15 protein-coding genes are annotated in these 17355 nt (G+C 67.8%); 9 read left to right on the top strand and 6 right to left on the bottom strand.

Annotated features, from left to right (window positions below):
* The first annotated feature begins 167 nt into the window (after positions 1-167).
* The 5 genes from ABWO17_RS02080 (at position 168) to ABWO17_RS02100 (ending at position 4888) form a co-directional block, all read left to right on the top strand.
* Complete coding sequence (locus tag ABWO17_RS02080) at positions 168-293, top strand: hypothetical protein (protein ID WP_353115571.1); 126 nt, start codon at positions 168-170, stop codon at positions 291-293.
* A 714-nt stretch (positions 294-1007) separates the two neighbouring features.
* Complete coding sequence (locus ABWO17_RS02085) at positions 1008-1367, top strand: TraR/DksA family transcriptional regulator (protein ID WP_353115573.1); 360 nt, start codon at positions 1008-1010, stop codon at positions 1365-1367.
* Between the two features lie 183 nt (positions 1368-1550).
* Positions 1551-3152, top strand: a complete 1602-nt coding sequence (locus ABWO17_RS02090) for a fused MFS/spermidine synthase (protein ID WP_353115575.1) — start codon at positions 1551-1553, stop codon at positions 3150-3152.
* A gap of 213 nt (positions 3153-3365) precedes the next feature.
* A complete protein-coding gene (locus tag ABWO17_RS02095) occupies positions 3366-3905 on the top strand; it encodes a CreA family protein (RefSeq protein WP_502914857.1) in 540 nt (179 codons plus the stop codon).
* Between the two features lie 224 nt (positions 3906-4129).
* On the top strand, positions 4130-4888 hold the full coding sequence (locus ABWO17_RS02100; protein ID WP_353115577.1) for a hypothetical protein: 759 nt from the start codon (positions 4130-4132) through the stop codon (positions 4886-4888).
* A gap of 134 nt (positions 4889-5022) precedes the next feature.
* Here the strand turns inward: ABWO17_RS02100 and ABWO17_RS02105 are convergent, their stop codons facing one another.
* Together ABWO17_RS02105 and msrB are read right to left on the bottom strand one after the other, a co-directional pair.
* Positions 5023-5322, bottom strand: coding sequence for a DUF5334 family protein (locus ABWO17_RS02105; RefSeq protein WP_012612373.1), 300 nt, complete (start codon positions 5320-5322; stop codon positions 5023-5025).
* A gap of 55 nt (positions 5323-5377) precedes the next feature.
* On the bottom strand, positions 5378-6214 hold the full coding sequence (gene msrB / locus ABWO17_RS02110) for a peptide-methionine (R)-S-oxide reductase MsrB (RefSeq protein ID WP_353115579.1): 837 nt from the start codon (positions 6212-6214) through the stop codon (positions 5378-5380).
* 440 nt (positions 6215-6654) lie between these two features.
* Between msrB and ABWO17_RS02115 the strand changes: the two genes are divergently transcribed.
* The 4 genes from ABWO17_RS02115 to moaA all read left to right on the top strand — a co-directional run bounded on the left by ABWO17_RS02115 (position 6655) and on the right by moaA (position 10446).
* Complete coding sequence (locus ABWO17_RS02115) at positions 6655-7602, top strand: formate dehydrogenase accessory protein FdhE (RefSeq protein ID WP_353115581.1); 948 nt, start codon at positions 6655-6657, stop codon at positions 7600-7602.
* Positions 7602-8423: a formate dehydrogenase accessory sulfurtransferase FdhD gene (locus tag ABWO17_RS02120; protein WP_353115583.1), complete on the top strand. Its 822-nt coding sequence runs from the start codon at positions 7602-7604 to the stop codon at positions 8421-8423. Before ABWO17_RS02115 ends, ABWO17_RS02120 begins: the two co-directional genes overlap by 1 nt.
* Positions 8420-9190, top strand: coding sequence for a molybdenum cofactor guanylyltransferase (gene mobA, locus ABWO17_RS02125; protein WP_353115585.1), 771 nt, complete (start codon positions 8420-8422; stop codon positions 9188-9190). The genes ABWO17_RS02120 and mobA overlap by 4 nt, the downstream gene beginning before the upstream one ends.
* 170 nt (positions 9191-9360) lie before the next feature.
* A complete protein-coding gene (gene moaA, locus ABWO17_RS02130) occupies positions 9361-10446 on the top strand; it encodes a GTP 3',8-cyclase MoaA (RefSeq protein WP_353115948.1) in 1086 nt (361 codons plus the stop codon).
* A 228-nt stretch (positions 10447-10674) separates the two neighbouring features.
* On the opposite strand, the gene ABWO17_RS02135 is transcribed toward moaA, so the two are convergent.
* The 4 genes from ABWO17_RS02135 to ABWO17_RS02150 form a co-directional block, all read right to left on the bottom strand.
* The gene (locus ABWO17_RS02135; RefSeq protein ID WP_353115587.1) at positions 10675-12486 is read right to left on the bottom strand and encodes a carbon starvation CstA family protein; all 1812 of its coding nucleotides are present in this window, start codon (positions 12484-12486) and stop codon (positions 10675-10677) included.
* A gap of 489 nt (positions 12487-12975) precedes the next feature.
* Positions 12976-14379 carry a carbon starvation CstA family protein gene (locus tag ABWO17_RS02140; RefSeq protein ID WP_353115589.1) on the bottom strand — a complete coding sequence of 468 codons (1404 nt, stop codon included), beginning with the start codon at positions 14377-14379 and terminating at the stop codon, positions 12976-12978.
* A 267-nt stretch (positions 14380-14646) separates the two neighbouring features.
* Positions 14647-16497, bottom strand: coding sequence for a LytS/YhcK type 5TM receptor domain-containing protein (locus tag ABWO17_RS02145; protein ID WP_353115591.1), 1851 nt, complete (start codon positions 16495-16497; stop codon positions 14647-14649).
* Positions 16498-16509: 12 nt separating this feature from the next.
* Positions 16510-17292 carry a LytR/AlgR family response regulator transcription factor gene (locus tag ABWO17_RS02150; RefSeq protein ID WP_353115593.1) on the bottom strand — a complete coding sequence of 261 codons (783 nt, stop codon included), beginning with the start codon at positions 17290-17292 and terminating at the stop codon, positions 16510-16512.
* Positions 17293-17355: the final 63 nt, after the last annotated feature.

Here is a 17355-nt window from a genome sequence, read left to right on the forward strand (position 1 = left end):
CACGCCGTTGCGCAATGTTTTGCACCGTGCGGAAAAGAAACGCATTTTGGCTTGCGTGACGGACCATCCCGGACTATAGCGCATGCAACGGGGACCGCATTGCGCAGTCAGGCGCCCAGTGCGCCGCACCTCGCCACCTTCAACCGTCGCAGAAGGATGTCCGTTCGATGAGGTACTTGTTGCTGGCCATCATCATTCTCACTTCGGCCCTGTTCACGTTCGTCCATGCGCAGAACGAGGTGGCGCGCGGTGCCGCGGCATCCGCCCCCCTTGAAGCAACGCAGGACCGCTGAGCCGATCCGGCGTTTCACGCCGGGCGAGCGCGCCGACCAGCCTCTGGGCTGGTCGGCGCGTTTCGTTTTCTGGGAGGGTGCGCGCCGGTTCCTGAACGTGCAGGAGACGGCAAGGGGCGGTGGCCGCACTCCGCCACGCCGCGCCGGGCGGTACATGACGGGCGGCGTGCTGCCCGCGCCGAACGCAAGATAATTCATGATGTTGTCCAGTGCGGGTGCCGCGTGGTGCGATGCGCGCGAAAGGTGACGCACCGGGGCTTGCATTGGCCGTGCAATGATGTATAGTGAGGCCGGTGCGTCCGAAACCGATCTTTCGTGAAGTACGCCGGATTTGTCCGTAAAAGAACTGCGAGGAATCTCCCATGCGTTTCATTTCCCTTTCCGCACGCACTACCGCATTTACCGGTTCCGACCGGTTCTTTGCCCGTGGTGAACGCGTCACCGGAACGGGAGGGGGCGCATAGCGGCATTCCGCACGCACACGCAACACGCGGCCCCGTCCACCACTCTGGTAGGCGGGGCCTTTTCTTTTCATCCTGCGTTCCTTGCGTCACCTGCGTACCCAATTTTACCCGGTTTTTCCCAACAGTACTCAACAGTACCCAACTGGCCCGGCTGATCGCCGGGCCCAATGTGCCCCCAGGGGCATCCGGCGCAAGGCCGCCCCCCGCGCACTGTGCGGGCCGGGCCGCGCCGCGCCGAAGGAGGATCGACATGCGTGAAGAAACCATTGCCGTGGTACGGCGCAGACTGAAGCAGGAAATCCGAGACCTGCGCGAGGCCCTGGACCGCTGGCGCGGCGTGCAGGGCGTGGAGGACGCGGGCGACCCCGAACGGCTGCCCGACGTGGACGGCATGACCTATCGTTCGTGGAAGCAACGTACCGAGGCCCGCTTGCAGGTGCTGCGTGCCACGCTGGAACGGCTGGACGACGAGGATTTCGGCTACTGCGACGATTGCGGCAACGAGATTCCCGCCGCGCGGCTGCTGGCCGTGCCCACCACCACCCGCTGCGTGCACTGCATGTCCGAGCGCGAAGAGCGCGGGGTGCAGGCCCGGCCCATGGTGTTCTGACAAGGGGGCTCCGCATTGCGGAGCCCTTTTGCGTGCCGGTAACGCGGTCTCGCCAGCCGTCCCATCCCCGTCCTTTTCCCCCTCCGTACCGTTGCCTCGCCGCCCCGACCGCTGGTACAGCGAAAACACGCAATCCCCGCGCTTCTTCCTTTTTCCCGTTGCCCGTTCACCGCAGGAGGCCCCATGCTCGACGCGATCATGTTCTTGTCCGGCACCATGGTCATGGTGCTCGAAATGGTGGGGGCGCGCCTGCTGGCCCCGCATCTGGGCACCTCGGTCATCGTCTGGACCAGCCTGATTGGCGTGGTGCTGGCCAGCCTGAGCGCGGGCTACTGGCTGGGGGGCCGTCTGGCCGACCGCACCTTGTCGCGGCGCACCCTGTCACGCATCCTGGCCGGGGCCGCGCTGTCCGTGCTGGCCGTGGCCCTGTCGCATGGCCGGGTGGTGGGCTGGGTGGCCGGGGGGCTTGATTCGCTGTACCTCGCCGCCGTGGTGGCCGCCGTGCTGCTGTTCGCGGTGCCGGGCGTGCTGTGCGGCATGGTATCGCCCTACGTGGTGCGCCTGGCCCTGTCGGACATGGACACCTCCGGCGCGGTGGTGGGGCGGCTGTACGCCGTGTCCACGGCTGGCAGCATTCTGGGCACCTTTCTGGGCGGCATGGTGCTGGTTTCGTGGTTCGGCAGCACGCTGATCCTGCACGGGGTGGCGGCCTGCCTGCTGGGGGCCTCGCTGCTGGCGCACCCCCGCGCGCCGCTGGCCCGGCTGGCCCTGCTGGCCGGGGTGGGCGCGCTGGCCTGGGCCTCGCACGCTTACGCCGCCTTTGCGGAACGCTATTACGGGGTGCGGGTGACCGAAACGCCGTACAACCACATCCGGGTCTACGACGCCACTCTGGCCGGGCGCCCCCTGCGCCTGCTGGCCACCGATCCGGGCCGCTACCAGTCCGCCGCCTACCCGGACGACATGGCCGAACTGGCCCTGCCGTACACCCGCTTCTACGCGCTGGGCCCGGCGCTGGTGCCCGGCGCACGCCGGGTGCTGATGCTAGGCGGCGGCGGGTATTCCGTGCCCAAGTGGCTGCTTTCCGGGCGGGCCGGGCTAAACGCGGATGCGCTGCGGGTGGACGTGGTGGAACTGGACCCCGACATGACCGGGGTTGCCCGCCGTCACTTCGGCCTGGCGGACGACGCGCGGTTGCGCATCTTTCACGAGGACGCGCGGGCCTTCCTGAACCGGCGGGCGCAGGCACGGGCCGGGCAGGGAGACGGGGGTGCCGGTGCCGTCGCCGCCAGCGATGTCGGCGCCACCGTGGGAGGGGGCGAGGCGGACCGCTATGACCTGATCTTCACCGACATATTCAACTCGTACTATTCCGTGCCCTTCCACGTGGGCACGGTGGAGGCGGCCCGGCGCATGCGCGCGCTGCTGGCCGACGACGGGGCCGTGGTCATGAACATCATCTCCGCCGCCGGGGGCGAGGACGGGCGACTGTTCCGGGCCATCCGCGCGGCCTTTGCCGCCTCGTTCGCGGACGTGCGGGTGTATGCCGTGGCCACCGCAGATTCCGTGGACTACGTGCAGAACCTGATGCTGGTGGCCCGGCCCGTGACGGGGCTGCCGGAAACGCCCGCCGCCGCCCTGTCGCCGGACCTGCGCGAGATGCTTACCCGTCGGCTGGAATTGCCCACGGCAGGAGCGGGCGTGGCGCGCGACGACGTGCCCCCGCTGACCGACGAATACGCCCCGGTGGAGCGGTATGCGCTGGGGTTGGTGCGCTGGCGGTAGGGGCTGTCTCTAACTTGTCCTTTCGCCCGTTGGCGGGCCGCCCCGAAGGGTGCCAACCGTGCCCGTTACGCGAGTTTGCGGGCCGGGCCGGAACGGCGCTGAGGGTTCGGGGTGCTTCCCCATCGCCATTCCGGCCTTGCATCGCCCGCGCAATGCGTTATCCTGAAAGCTGGTTGCGTTCAGCCGACGTCACGAAGCCCAAGGAGCCTCACCATGCATCTGCGTACCCGCACCGCCCGCCCCCGCGCCGTGGCCCTTGCCGCCACCCGCGAAGATACCTTTTCCGCTGTCCTGCTGGCCTCCGCCGTGCTGCTTCTGCTGCTGGGCATGCTGGCCCTGGCCGCTCCCGCGCGCGCCGACGACAGCGAGGTGGGTTGCGTGACCACCGAATGGAAGCTGCTGGGCGCCAACCATCAGGTGTGCGTCTTCGCCTTCCAGGATCCGCGCATTCCCGGGGTGTCCTGCTTCATCAGCCAGGCCAAGACCGGCGGCATCAGCGGCAGCCTGGGACTGGCGGAAGATCCCTCCAACTTCTCCGTCTCGTGCAGCCAGACCGGCCCCATCACCATTCCGGACAAGCTGCCCGCCAAGGAAAACGTGTTCAAGGAATCGACCTCGGTGTTCTTCAAGGCCACCCGGGTGACCCGGCTGTGGGACAAGCAGCGCAACACGCTAGTGTACCTTGCGGTAAGCCGCCGGGTCATCGAGGGCTCGCCCTACAATTCCGTGTCCACGGTGCCGGTGCGCCAGTAGACGGGCCGTGGACGGTTTCAGGCCGTCTTTCGGTTTTCCCGTCTTTCCGCCTGACGTAACAGCAAGGCCCGTCGCAATCGCGGCGGGCCTTTGTGCTACCAATGTCTGCCTGTCCCCGCGCAAGAATCAGGGGTTTGCCCACATCGCGGCGGGTGCGCTATGCTGCGGGGCGGGGATGGTCGAAGCACGCCCGATGCCGCGCGCACGGGCACGGAGGTCGCCGGATGCAGGATACGTACGGAATGCGGGCCGCGCACAGGATGGTTCTTGCCGTGGCATGCCTTGCCGTGACGGTGCTTTGGTGGGCCGTGGCGGCGCGGGCGGGCAGCGTCAGTGACTACGCCGGGGACATGGTGTCGCTGGACGCAGCGGGCAAGGTGGAGAACACCAGCCGCCTGTTCTTCTCCGACGGCAAGGTGCGCGTGGAGGTGCCCGCGCAGGAGGGCATGGGGCCCATGGTGCTCATCCTGCGGCCCGACCGCAAGGTGCAGTGGATGATCGACGAGTCGGCCAGGACTTGGTTCGAGCAGCCGCTGGACGAGAAGGCCATCGCCGACATGAGCCGGGGCGGTGGACCTGTCATGCCCATGGGCGAACATGCCGTGAAGGAAGAGCCGCTGGGCATGGAAAAGGTGAACGGCTACGCCACGCAGAAGAAGCGGGTCACCGTCACCTCCAGGATCATGGGGCAGGCCCAGACCACGGTATCCACGGTGTGGACGGCCGACGAGTTCGACGTGCCCCTGCGGGAGCGCGATGAAACCGGTGAAACCGAGGAGTTCCGCAACATCAGGGTGGGGGCGCAGCCCGCCGCACTGTTCGAGGTGCCCACGGGGTACACCCGCAGCAAGGGCATGCCCGGCATGCCCGATATGACGGGAATGCCGGATATGAAGGATATGCCGGATATGCCAAGCATGAAGGACATGAAGGCGCTGGAAGGCATGGGCCTGCCGCCCGGCCTGAAACTGCCGGGGCAGTAGCCGCAAGCGGCGGAAGCAAGGCAAGAAAAGGGCCGGGCATGGAAATGCCCGGCCCTTTTGGCGTTTGCGGTTGGCCGTGGTTGCAGGCCCCCGGCGGTGCGTTACGCGGAAACGCCCCGTCGGGATGGCGTGCCCTAGCGGGCTTCCATCACCAGGATGCGCGTGCGCCCGGTGTCGGACTCGCGCACGGTGAGTTCCACGGTGCGGGCGTTGTTCTTCACGGCGTCCACCATCAGTGTGGCCGTCTCCTTGGTGTCGCAGTCGAACACGTCGACGATCTCGCCGCGCATGGGCACGGCATCCACATCGACTTCCACGAGATGGCCCGATTCGGTGTCAAAGCCGTCCCACGCCATGGCGGCGCAGGGCAGGGTCAGGGACAGCAGCGCGGCCAAGGCGAACGGGCGGACGAGCGGGCGGATGGTGTGCTTCATCCGGCCCGTTTAGCAGAGCCGGAACGGTGCGGCAAGTGCGTATTCTACCGGGTGGTTACGGCAGCATCTTGAGGAATTCCCCGTACCCCTCGGCCTGCATGGCCTCTCGCGGGACGAAGCGCATCGCGGCCGAGTTCATGCAATAGCGCAGGCCCGTGGGGGCCGGTCCGTCGGGAAACACGTGCCCCAGGTGCGACCCGGCAAGGCGGCTGCGCACCTCCGTGCGCACCATCCACAGGGTGCGGTCCACGTGCTCGGTCACCGCCTCGGGTGTCACGGGCCGGGTGAAGCTGGGCCAGCCGGTGCCCGAATCGTACTTGTCGGACGAAAGGAACAGCGGTTCGCCCGATACCACGTCCACGTATATGCCCTGTCGCTTCTCGTCCCAGTATTCGTTGTGGAAGGCACGTTCGGTGCCTTCCTTCTGGGTGACCTCGTATTGCTGGGGCGTGAGGCGGTCGCGCAGTTCCTTGTCGGTTGGTTTGGAAAAGCCTTGCCATGGTGCGGATGCGGTCATGGGAATGTCTCCCTTGTCCCCGGATGTGCCATGCGCGGCGTTCGGGGTGTGTGTCGGAAGGGGGGCGGCATCGGATGGTGCCGCGCCGGATGTGGGTGCGCCGGCCGCCGATGGGGACTGCGGCGCCGCCATGCCCGGTTGCCCGGCCAGCAGGGCGAACAGCAGTACGGCCAGCAACAGCCAGAGCAGGTCGGGCAGGCCTTCGCGCGTGCGGATGCGGCGGTGGGCGGGGCGAGATGCGGCGGCGTCTGCCGCATCCTGGCCGGGGCGATGGCGGGGGGTGCGCATCAGGCGGGCGGCAACGCGCGAGAGCAGGCGCGGCTTGGCGCCTGGGGAGCGGCGGGTGGAACGTAGCGTGGCGTATGCAGCGAACATGGATGCCTCCCGGCGGCGTTCTTGCACCGCCTTGCCTTGGCCCCTGTCCGGTTTAATGCGTAGTCTCGTGCGTTGTGCCGGGGCATTTCCGGCGGGGCTGGCCGCTTCTACACAGGTAGAGCCTGTGGGGGCAGTGTCAAGGCGGGCGCGCTGCCGGCGGGCAGAACGGGCGGCGGATCGGGGCGGATCAGGGCGGATCAGGGCGGGCCGGACGGGAAATGCACCGGGATGGTTCACAGAAGCGCGGAACATGGTTACCGTAACATCCCGGACCGGAGACGGACCGCCCGATGCGGAGCCTGTCCGGTGCAAGACCTTGCGCAGGAGCCCCTGCCATTGAACGGAGCCGTCAAGGGCTGTAGGGTACCCTTCAGGGGTGCCGCACGCCTGACGCTGCCTGCCGGGGTCGCGCTCCAACCACGTTCCACTCAGGAGAACGCATGACCTTCGATTTCGATCGCGAGTTGCAACGCCTTGAAGGCAAGCTGAAAGCCCTGCGCAGCAAGGAATACATCCCCGACGCCCTGCTGGAGATCGTGGCGCGCACCGCCGCCATCCAGTTGGAGGCGCGCGCCGCCGCGCAGGCGGACCAGCCCGCTGGATCAGCCTCCGGGCTGTCCCCCGAGTTGATTGCCGGACTGGCCACGCCGGAGGCCCACGCCCAGGGCGCGCCGCTGCTCCCGCGCGATGCATTTACCTACGACAGGGTGCGCACGGCGGCCACCTTCGGTCGCCTGCTGGCCATGATGCGCGCCGCCGGGGGCAGCCTTGGCACCGCCGCAGAAGTGGTGCGCGAGGCCATGGAAAAGGGCGAACTTGCCGTGGAGGACGCCTGCGACGCGGCCCTGCGCGACGACGTGGCCTGGTTCGACGCCTGGGCCTTGCGCCTGAACGACGCCCCCAGCCTGGTGCGCTTTCTGGCCATGGGCAGCGTGGTGCCCTCGGTGGAGGTGCTGGCTCAGGCAGTGGCGGCGGAACACGCCCGCCGTACCGGCGCGGACCAGCCGGGCGCAACCCCGGTGGTCTGGCAGCACGGCCACTGCCCGGTGTGCGGCAGTGCGCCGCTGGTGGGCCGCCTGGTGGGCAAGGAAGGGGCGTTGCACCACACCTGCTCGTTCTGCCGCCACGAATACCGCGCCAAGCGGTTGCAGTGTCCGTTCTGCCTGGAGAACGAATCGAAGAACCTCGAATACTTCACCGCCGATGGCGAGCCCGGCTTTCAGGTGCATGTCTGCACGTCGTGCAAGGGGTACATCAAGGTGGCGGATTTCCGCGAGTTCGACCGCGTGTCCATTCCGGTGCTGGACGACCTGGAGTCGCTGGCGCTGGACATCGTGGCGCGCCAGCAGGGCTACGCGCGGCCCACGGCGTCTGCCTGGGGGTTCTGATGACCGGGGGCGACGCGACGCGACTGCCGGATGGTGCAAACGGGGTCGCCGGGGCCATGCCGCGCCCGGTTTCCGTGCGCCGCTACAAGGATGCGGCCTGGGGCGACGTGGACGACGTGCTGAGCCGCGAGGTGCCGGTGCGCGTGGAATGGAGCCCGGAACCGGGCGAGGCGGGCATCGCCGCCGGAGCCACCCGGCTGTGGGCCTGGCCGCACGGCCTGGCCGACCTGGCCCTTGGGCACGTGCTGCTGGACCGGGTGCACCCCGCCGTGACCGGGCAGGAACCGGGGGCGTGGGGCATCCGCCACGCGGGCACGGTGGCCGAGGTGAGCGAGGGCGGCAGCCTTGGCTTTGCCGTAAGCCTGCGTGCCGCACCGCGCGTCACGGCGCCGCAACCGCCCGTGCCCATGCGGGCCGCCGTGCTGCTGGACGCCATGCGCGCCTTCATGGGCGAGGAAGGACTGTGGGACGGCACCGGCTGCTTTCACCGCGCGGGCGTGTACGATCCCGTGCAGGGCCGCCTGCTGCGCCGGGCCGAGGACATCGGTCGCCACAACTGCATCGACCGCCTGGCCGGATGGGCCGCGCGCGAAGGCGTGGACCTGGCCCCCCGGCTGCTGCTGGTTTCCGCGCGGGTGACGGCCAGTCTGTTCGCCAAGGCGCGCAGGGCGGGTTTTTCGTTCATCGTCAGCCGTTCCGCCGTGACCACCGGCTCGGTGGACATGGCCACGGAACAGGGCGTGACCCTGGTGGGCTTTGCGCGGGACCGCGAGGAGCGCTTTACCGTGTTTGCCGATGCCGGGGGCAGGGTGCAGGAATGAGACGCCGGGGCACGGAGCACGCGGAAAATACGCCTGGGGACGGGGTGGACGCCGCCCACGGCATCGCCTTGGCCCAGCCCCGTGACGATTCGCCGGACAGGGATGACACCCCGGACAGGGATGCCCCGCCGCCATCTGAGGACGCAGCGCACGGCATCGTCGGCGTGGTGCTGGCGGGCGGGTTGTCCACCCGGCTCGGGCAGGACAAGACCCGGCTGCGCCTGCATGGCGAATCCGCGCCGGGCATGCTGGCCCGTACGGCAGAGCTGCTGCACGCGGTCACCGGCGAGGTGTGGATTTCCTGCCGGGGCAACCGGCCCTGCCCGGTGTCCGAATCCGGCGTCGATGGCCCCTACTACCGCCTGAACGACGAGGTGGAGGGCATGGGGCCGTTCGGCGGGGTGATCACCGCCCTGCGCGTGGCACAGGGGCCGGTGCTGGTACTCTCGTGCGATTTGCCGTTCATGGAGCGCGCCGTGCTGGAACGGTTGCTGGCCCGGCGGGCAGCGCGGCGACCGGGAGCGCTGATGACCACCTTTCGGCAGGTGGAGACCGGCTTCATCGAATCGCTGGTGGCCATATACGAATTCGAGGCCCTGCCGCTGTTCCGGCAGGCACTGGAGGACGGAGAACGCAAGCTGAGCCGGGTGGTGCCGCCGGACCTGCGCGAGCACATTCCCTACTCGGTGAGCGAAGCCCTGCCGTTCTTCAACATCAACTACCCCGCCGACCTCGAGATGGCCCGGCGGATCATCGGCGCGCTGTAGCAGGCGCGCCGCACGGGCAGAAGCCCCCGCATCGGCTTCGCGGAAACGCCATGACCGGAAATGCCATGACCAGAAATGCCATGACCCGAAATGCCATGACTAGAAACGTCGTCCTTGCCAGAGATGGAGCCGCCCCGGAAGGGGATGCCGAAACCCGTGCGGTGCCCGGCATGGCAGCGGGCACCGTGCCCGACGGCGCCACCCTGACCGACACGCATGGCCGCAAGGTGCGTTACCTGCGCCTGTCGGTCACCGACCGCTGCAACCTGCGCTGCTCGTACTGTTGGGGTTGCACGGAAATGCGCTTCATCCCCCACGACGATGTGCTGCGCTACGAGGAAATGGTGCGCATCGTGGACGTGGCCGTGGAAGAGGGCGTGGAAAAGGTGCGCCTGACCGGGGGCGAACCCTTCGTGCGCAAGGGGCTGACCGGCTTTCTGGACATGCTGCACCAGCGTCATCCGGCGCTGGACATCCGCATCACCACCAACGGCACCCTGCTGGCCCCGCACGCTGGCGTGCTGCGCGGCCTTGGTGTGAGCACGGTGAACATCTCGCTGGATACCTTCCGGCGCGACCGATTTGCCGCCACCACCGGGCGCGACATGCTGGCCCAGGTGCTGGAAGGCATCCACGCCGCGCTGGACGCGGGGCTGGCCGTGAAGATCAACGCCGTGGCCCTGAAGGGCGTCAACGACGACGAACTGGCCGCCTTCCTCGACTTTGCGCGCCGCCATCCTGTTGACGTGCGCTTCATCGAATTCATGCCCATGGGCGGCGGCACCAGTTGGACGGAAGACCAGTTCTGGGGCGCCCCGGACATCCTGTCGGCGGCGGGGCGGCTGGCGGACCTTGTCCCCCTGGCCCCCGGCGAGCGGCGCAAGGGACCGGCCAAGCTGTGGGGCATCGCCGGGGGGCTGGGCCGCTTCGGGCTCATCACGCCCCTGTCCGACCATTTCTGCGGCGATTGCAACCGCCTGCGCGTGACCCCCGACGGGCGGCTGCGCACCTGCCTGTTCTCCGACCGCGAATACCGGCTGCGCCCGTTGTTGCGCCATCCAAAGCTGGGGCCGGACGCGGTGCGCAGGGTGCTGCGCCTAGCCAACCGCCGCAAGCCGCTGGGGTACCAGTTGCTGGCCAGGGTGCGTGCGGGCCAACTGGCCGAATTGCGGGGAACGGGGCAAGAACTGCCCAACGCCCCGTGCGAGGGCGGCACCGCCGTGGCCAATCGCCGCATGAGCGCCATCGGCGGGTAGGGTCTGTTTCCATCGCGGCCATTTTGTCCCCTGCCTGATCGGCGAAGGGGCGGAGCCTGTCTTTTCCTGGCATGATCGTGGACCGCACAATGGGCGAGGCCGGAACCCGAAAGGGTTCCGGCCTCTTTGCGTCGTCGGACCGTCTCCGGTCCCTTTTCGTCCCGGCGGGTGCGGACCGGGGCGGGGCACGGCGCGCGGGTGGCCCCGCGCGCCGCTCCGTTTGTGCAATTACTCCGTCACTACTTCCAGCACGTCGTCGCCGTCCTCGTCGGTGACGGTCTTCTGGATGGCCAGCAGTTGCATCCAGCGCTTCACCGTGCCCACGATGACCACCGCCATCAGGCACATGACGATGATGGCCAGCGTGGAGAGCAGGTACAGGCCCTTGGGCAGGTAGTTGTTCATCACGTTCAGGTAGCCAGCCCAGAAGGTGATGCCCACCATGGACAGGCCGGGAATGGCGGTCATCCACGCATACTTGGCCTTGTTCATGCGGATGATCATGGTGGTGCCGATCAGCAGGCCCACGGCGGCCAGCAATTGGTTGGACATGCCGAACAGAGGCCAGATGGTCGAGATGTCGCCAGTGTACACCAGGTACCCCCACGATGCGGTAAACAGGGCGCTGGTGATCAGGATGCCGGGCATCCAGCGCTTTTCGGCGAACTTGGGAATCACCGTGCCGATCATTTCCTGCAGGAAGAAGCGGCCCACGCGGGTGCCGGTGTCCACGGCGGTGAGGATGAACACCGCTTCGAACATGATGGCAAAGTGGTACCAGTACGACATCAGGTGTTCCATGAACGGGATGGACGAGAAGATGTGCGCCATGCCCACGGCCAGCGACACCGCGCCGCCGGGACGGCCCTGGATGTTTTCGCCCACGGCGGCGGCAAGCTGCGGCAGGTCCACGGTGGTCATGCCCAGCTTGGCAAACACGGCGGGGGCGGCGTTGATGGCAAAGTAGTCGGCAGGCGCCAGCACGCAGGCGGCAATCAGGGCCATGATGGCCACGAAGCCTTCGGTAAGCATGGCGCCGTAGCCCACGAACAGCAGGTCACGTTCGCTGCCGATCATCTTGGGGGTGGTGCCGGTGGCGATGATGGCGTGGAAGCCTGACAGCGCTCCGCAGGCGATGGTGATGAACAGGAACGGGAACACCGCACCGGGGATGATGGGGCCGCCGCCGTTCACGAACGGGGTAAGGGCTTCCATCTGCAAGGTGGGATGCACCCAGAAGATGCCGATGGCCAGCGCCGCGATGGTGCCGATCTTCAGGTAGGTGGACAGGTAGTCGCGCGGGCACAGCAGCAGCCACACCGGCAGTACCGACGCGGCAAAGCCGTACACCGGGATGGACAGCGCGATGGTGTGGCGCGACATGTTGAACCACGAGGACAGCACCGGGTGCTCCACAACGTACGGGCCAGCCAGAATGGCCAGGGCCAGCAGCACCACGCCGATGATGGAAGCGCCCTTCACGTCGCCGTCACGCCACACGTGCAGGTACACGCCCATCAGCAGCGCGATGGGAATGGTGGCGAACACGGTGAAGGTGCCCCACGCGCTGTCGTGCATGGCGTTGACCACGGCGATGGACAGGCCCGCCAGGGTCAGGATGAGGATGAACAGCACCGCGAACGAGGCCACTGAGCCGGTGAACTTGTCGATTTCCTTGCCAGCGATGTAGGCAAGGCTTTGCCCCTTGTGGCGGATGGAGGCGAACAGCACCACGGTGTCATGCACCGCGCCCGCCACCACGCAGCCGATCAGGATCCAAAGGGTGCCCGGCAGATAGCCGAACTGTGCGGCCAGCACCGGGCCAAGCAGCGGGCCTGCCGCCGCGATGGCGGCGAAATGGTGTCCGAAGAGCACGTACTTGTTGGTTTCCACGTAGTCGTGGCCATCGGCCATGCGTACCGCCGGGGTCGGTCTGCCGGGTTTTACCCCCAGAACCGTGCGGGTCAGGAAAAGCCCGTAGAAGCGATAGGCGATGGCGAAGACGCATAGTGCAGCGAAGACAAGCGTCAATGCGTTCATCGTGTTCCTCCGTTGATGCTGTCGGTTTGCCAGTCTTCATGAAAGACTGGCGGATGCCCTGTATGCAGTTTCCAGCTCTTGGGCCGATAATCGGAGGAAAGCATGCATCATGGCAACGTACCCTGTTGCGATGTGCACTTTTTCACGTGCGGAATGTCGGAAAACACTCCTGAAATGCCGCTGTGTGCGGCGAGTCGCTTTTCAGGCATGGAAATGTGCGTGGTGGTGGCGTGTACTTTGTGAGGTTCTGGAGGGAATAGGGAATAATGTCAGTGGGATATTGATAGTGTCCTCGTCTGCAAGGAGCAGGGCCGGGCATGAGTGGACATGCCCGGCCTTGTCAGATCAGCCCTTGCCAGATCAGCAGGACAGGGAACGGCGGGGGAGGGGGGCGGAAGATACCGCACTGAGGCAGGAAGGACGCCCGAAAATACTTGGCCCCGTCCTTGTTACAGTACGCCAGACGCGCCAGACGCGCGGAAAGGGGAATCAGGCCTTGCGGCGGCAGCGGGACAGGAACAGGGCCAGCGCCAGCGCGGCGGCAACACCACCCATCCACGAAGAGACGCTCAGCGGCAGGTTCAGGCCGATGCGGGCGTGGCAGATGTAGGTGGCGCACACGGCGGTCATGAAGCTGGCGGGCAGGCTGGCGGGCCAGTGGAACATGCCTCCCCGCGCCAGAAAGGCCGCGACGGTCCACAGCACCAGCGTTGCCAGCACCTGGTTGGCCCAGCCGAAGTAGCGCCAGATCACCTCGAAGTTGACCTGCGACAGGGTGGCCCCCAGCGCGAACAGCGGCACCGCGATGAGCAGGCGGCGGCCGCGTTCCCGCTGCGCGATGCCGAGCACGTCGGCGATGGTCAGGCGGGCGGAACGGAAGGCCGTGTCGCCGGAGGTGATGGGCAGCACGATGACCCCCAGGATGGCCAGGATGCCCCCCGCAGGGCCCATCAGTTCCATGGACACGTCGTTGACCACCTTGCCGGGCCCCCCGGCGGCTATGGCGGCCTGCAACGTCGCGGGGTCGGGGTACAGGGCCATGCCCAGGGTGGCCCAGATCAGCGCCAGCGCGCCTTCGGCGATCATGGCCCCGTAGAACACGGGCAGCCCGCTGCGTTCGTCGGGCAGGCAGCGGGCCATCAGGGGCGACTGGGTGGCGTGGAAGCCGGAAATGGCCCCGCAGGCGATGGTGATGAACAGCAGCGGCCACATGGGCAGGTCCGCTGGTGGTGTCGTCCAGGCCAGGGGGGCGCGGGTGGCGTACCCTTCCACGAACAGCGCGGCGGTAAGCCCCACGGCCATGACCAGCAGCGAGCCCGCGAAGATGGGATAGACCCGCCCGATGACCACGTCGATGGGCAGGATGGTGGCCAGGAAGTAGTAGGCGAAGATGACCACCACCCACGTCATCACGGGTATGGTGGTCATGTCCGACAGCAGGCGCGCCGGGCCGGTGACGAACACCACCCCCACCAGCACCACCACCACCAGCGAGAAGACCTGCATGAAGCGGCGCATGGAGGTGCCCAGATGGTCGCCCACCACGTCGGGCAGCGAAAGGCCGCCCCGCCGCACGGAAAGCATGCCCGAGAAATAATCGTGCACCCCCCCGGCGAAGATGGACCCCAGCACTATCCACACCAGCGCCCACGGCCCGTACAGCGCGCCCAGGATGGGGCCATACACCGGCCCGATGCCCGCGATGTTCAGCAACTGGATGAGAAAGACGCTCTTGGCGGGCATCTTCACGTAGTCCACCCCGTCGGCCATGGTGCAGGCGGGGGTGGGCCGGGCGTTGTCCGGGCGCATCAGGCGCACCATCAGGCGGCCGTAGAGAAGGTAGCCGCAGACAAGCGCGGCAAGGCTTATGGCAAGGTATGCCCCAGGCGGCATGGGTGCTCCTTGAGAAGGATGACGCAGACGGCGTGGTGACCGGCGACCGGGGGAAAATACCCGCAACCGTCGCGCATGGCAACGCGGCGTGGGGCGGCGCGTAGTGCGGGCGCGGCAAAAAGGGCGGCGCGTATCGGGGGGCGGCGACCGGCCACGGCCATGCCGCGCGCGGTGGCCGCAATGCCGGGGGACGTACGGCACGCGTAGACCGCGACGGCAACGTTGCGGGGACGTTTGGTCCGGCGCTACCGCACCCTCTGGCCGACGCTACTGCAACTGCTGGCGCGGAATGCGGAACGAGACGCGCGTGCCCTTGCCCGGCTCGCTGTCTATGCGCATGGCGTACGACGGGCCGTACATCTGCATCAGCCGCTGGTTGCAGTTCCGCGCGCCGATACCGTCGTGCAGGCTTTCGCCCGGGGGGCCGATGCAGGCCGTGCCCGGCTGCGTGCCCGGCCGGGGGCCGGATTGGGCGCCGCCTGTCTGGTGGCTGGCCTGCACCTCGTCCTGAATGCCTGCGTACACGTGGGGCGAAAGGTCGCTGGCGTCCGGGGCCAGGATGGCGTTGCGGGTGTCGTCGTCCATGCCCGCGCCGTCGTCCTCCACGGTCACCAGCAGGTGGTCGCCGTCGGCATGGGCCGAAAGGCGCACCAGCCCGCCTTCCTCGCGGGCCAGAATGCCGTGGCGCACGCTGTTTTCCACCAGCGGCTGGATGAGTAGCGGGGGAATCAGCCAGTCGGCGGTGCCGGGGGCCAGGTCGATGTCGGCGCGGATGCGGTCGCCGAAGCGGGCCTGCTCGATGACCAGGTACGAGCGCACCTGCTCCAGTTCCTCGGACAGGCGGATGGCCCCCCGGCTGGAATCGAGGTTGCGGCGCATGTACCGGGCAAGGTCCAGGATCAGGTCGCGGGCCTGGCCGGGCGCTGTGCGGCAGAACGAGGCCACCGTGTTCAGCGAGTTGAACAGGAAATGCGGGTTGATCTGGGCCTGCAGGCGGCGGATTTCGGCGCGCGCGATGAGCTGGTTCTTGATGCCTATCTCTTCCAGCTCGATCTGGGTGGAGAACAGGTCCGCCAGCCCCTTGGCCAGTTCGAAGCGGGTCTGGTCCAGCGGGCGGTTCTTGGTGCCGTACAGTTTCAGGCAGCCCAGGATGTGGCCGCCCTTGCGCAGCGGCACGATGATGGCGTCGGTCAGCGGGCAGCCGGGCTGGCGGCAGCCGATGGAATCACGGTCGCGCACGAACAGCGCCTCGCCCGTTTCCGCCACCCGCCGGGTGGCCAGCGTGCGCACATGGAACCCGGCCAGGTGGTGGTCGGCCCCTGCGCCCACATGGGCCAGCACCATGTCGCCCCCGGTCAGGGCCACGGCGGCCACATGGGTTTCGTCCAGGATGATTTCCGCCGTGGCTTGGGCGGACGAGCGGGTCAGGCCGGAGCGCAGGTGGGTCAGGCTCTGGTTGGCGATGGACAGGATCTGCCGGGCCTGGGTGGAGTCGCGCAGGTCGCGGAAGTGCAGTTGCAGGCGCAAGGCCTGCACGAACAGCGCAGCCCCCATGGCGTTGATGAGGATCATGGGCAGGCTGATCACCCGCACCAGTTCCACGGCCTCGGTAAAGGGTTCGGCCAGCCACAGCACAAGGCCCATGTGGTAGGTTTCGCCCACCAGCCCCAGGGTCAGGGCCGTGGCCCAGTCCAGCCGCCGTTCCGGAAAGCGCCAGGCCACCAGCCCGGCCAGTATCCCCTCGCTTAGCGTGGCAAGGCCGCACGGCAGCGCGCTGAACCCGCCCACGTCGATGAGGTAGCGGTGCCCGGCAGCTATGATGCCCGCCCCCGCGCCTACCACCGGCCCGCCGAACAGCCCGGCGGTGATCACGCCCATGGCCCGCAGGTTGGCGAAGGACTGGAACACGAAGTTGCCGGTGTAGGTGCCGAGAATGCCGAACATCCCGAACATGACCACCAGAAGCGCCGTGGCCCACAGCGGGCGCGAGCGGCCCGGCCCCACCTTGTCCAGCGGGGCAAAGGTCATGATGGCAAAGCCCCCGGCCAGCAGCAGGCCGAAACGCTGGGTAAGGGTGATGAACAGTTCCGGAACGTGGGGGGAAAGTATCGGGTCCATGCGGCCCTCTTGCTAGACGCCCAGCCGGGCGCGGAAGTCGCGCGCGCGGTTGCGGCTGACGGTGACCTCGGTGCGGTCCGCGTCGTTCATGACCAGGTGGTACTTGCCGTTGATCCACGGCGAAAATTCGGCAATGCGCTCCAGGTTCACCAGCACGGCGCGGTTCACCCGAAAGAACGGCAGCCCGGCCAGGCGTTCTTCCGCCCGGGCCAGGGTGTTCATGTTGTGGCAGGGCAGGCGCCCTTCGTCGGTAACGGCCACGATGCGCTTTTCCTCGGCCTCTATCATCACCACGTCGCGCGTGGGGATGAGGCTGATGCGCCCACCGTGTTCGACGGCAAGGCGCTCCACCGGCTTGGAATGGCCCAGCGCGCCCAGCAGGGTGGCCACGGCGTTCTGCAGCGGCTGTGCACCGTCGGTGGCCAGTCGCCCGCGCACCCGGTCCAGGCAGCGGGCCAGCCGGGCCGGGGCCACGGGTTTGAGCAGGTAGTCGAGGGCGTTTTCCTCGAAGGCGTGGATGGCGTGCTCGTCAAAGGCGGTGACGAAGACGAAGAGCGGCGCGGCCTCGCCCGGCTGCGACTGGGCTTGCGCCTCGCGCAGGACGTGGAAGCCGTCGTGCCCCGGCATCTGGATGTCCTGGAAGACCAGGTCGAACTTTTCTTCCGCCAGCTTGCGCAACGCCTCGCTGGCCGATGCCGCCTCTGCGGCCTCCACGTCCGGATAGGCCGAGAGCAGGTAGGCCAGTTCGTCCCTGGCGGGGCGTTCGTCATCGACGATGAGGGCGCGGATGGTCATGGACGTGCCTTTCCGGAAAGGAAGTGCGGAGCCTTTGGCGATTTACATTCTGCCGACTTTTAT

The sequence above is a fragment of the Nitratidesulfovibrio sp. genome (assembly GCF_040373385.1).
GTDB lineage: Bacteria > Desulfobacterota > Desulfovibrionia > Desulfovibrionales > Desulfovibrionaceae > Cupidesulfovibrio.

Excerpts from the sequence above, each read along its gene's own strand:
- ABWO17_RS02140 (WP_353115589.1), bottom strand. The coding sequence starts at position 14,379 with ATGCCGCCTGGGGCATACCTTGCCATAAGCCTTGCCGCGCTTGTCTGC.
- ABWO17_RS02080 (WP_353115571.1), top strand. The coding sequence starts at position 168 with ATGAGGTACTTGTTGCTGGCCATCATCATTCTCACTTCGGCCCTGTTC.
- ABWO17_RS02105 (WP_012612373.1), bottom strand. The coding sequence starts at position 5,322 with ATGAAGCACACCATCCGCCCGCTCGTCCGCCCGTTCGCCTTGGCCGCG.
- ABWO17_RS02145 (WP_353115591.1), bottom strand. The coding sequence starts at position 16,497 with ATGGACCCGATACTTTCCCCCCACGTTCCGGAACTGTTCATCACCCTT.
- ABWO17_RS02120 (WP_353115583.1), top strand. The coding sequence starts at position 7,602 with ATGACCGGGGGCGACGCGACGCGACTGCCGGATGGTGCAAACGGGGTC.
- ABWO17_RS02100 (WP_353115577.1), top strand. The coding sequence starts at position 4,130 with ATGCAGGATACGTACGGAATGCGGGCCGCGCACAGGATGGTTCTTGCC.
- moaA (WP_353115948.1), top strand. The coding sequence starts at position 9,361 with ATGGCAGCGGGCACCGTGCCCGACGGCGCCACCCTGACCGACACGCAT.
- ABWO17_RS02115 (WP_353115581.1), top strand. The coding sequence starts at position 6,655 with ATGACCTTCGATTTCGATCGCGAGTTGCAACGCCTTGAAGGCAAGCTG.
- ABWO17_RS02085 (WP_353115573.1), top strand. The coding sequence starts at position 1,008 with ATGCGTGAAGAAACCATTGCCGTGGTACGGCGCAGACTGAAGCAGGAA.
- ABWO17_RS02095 (WP_502914857.1), top strand. The coding sequence starts at position 3,366 with ATGCATCTGCGTACCCGCACCGCCCGCCCCCGCGCCGTGGCCCTTGCC.
- ABWO17_RS02090 (WP_353115575.1), top strand. The coding sequence starts at position 1,551 with ATGCTCGACGCGATCATGTTCTTGTCCGGCACCATGGTCATGGTGCTC.
- msrB (WP_353115579.1), bottom strand. The coding sequence starts at position 6,214 with ATGTTCGCTGCATACGCCACGCTACGTTCCACCCGCCGCTCCCCAGGC.
- ABWO17_RS02150 (WP_353115593.1), bottom strand. The coding sequence starts at position 17,292 with ATGACCATCCGCGCCCTCATCGTCGATGACGAACGCCCCGCCAGGGAC.
- mobA (WP_353115585.1), top strand. The coding sequence starts at position 8,420 with ATGAGACGCCGGGGCACGGAGCACGCGGAAAATACGCCTGGGGACGGG.
- ABWO17_RS02135 (WP_353115587.1), bottom strand. The coding sequence starts at position 12,486 with ATGAACGCATTGACGCTTGTCTTCGCTGCACTATGCGTCTTCGCCATC.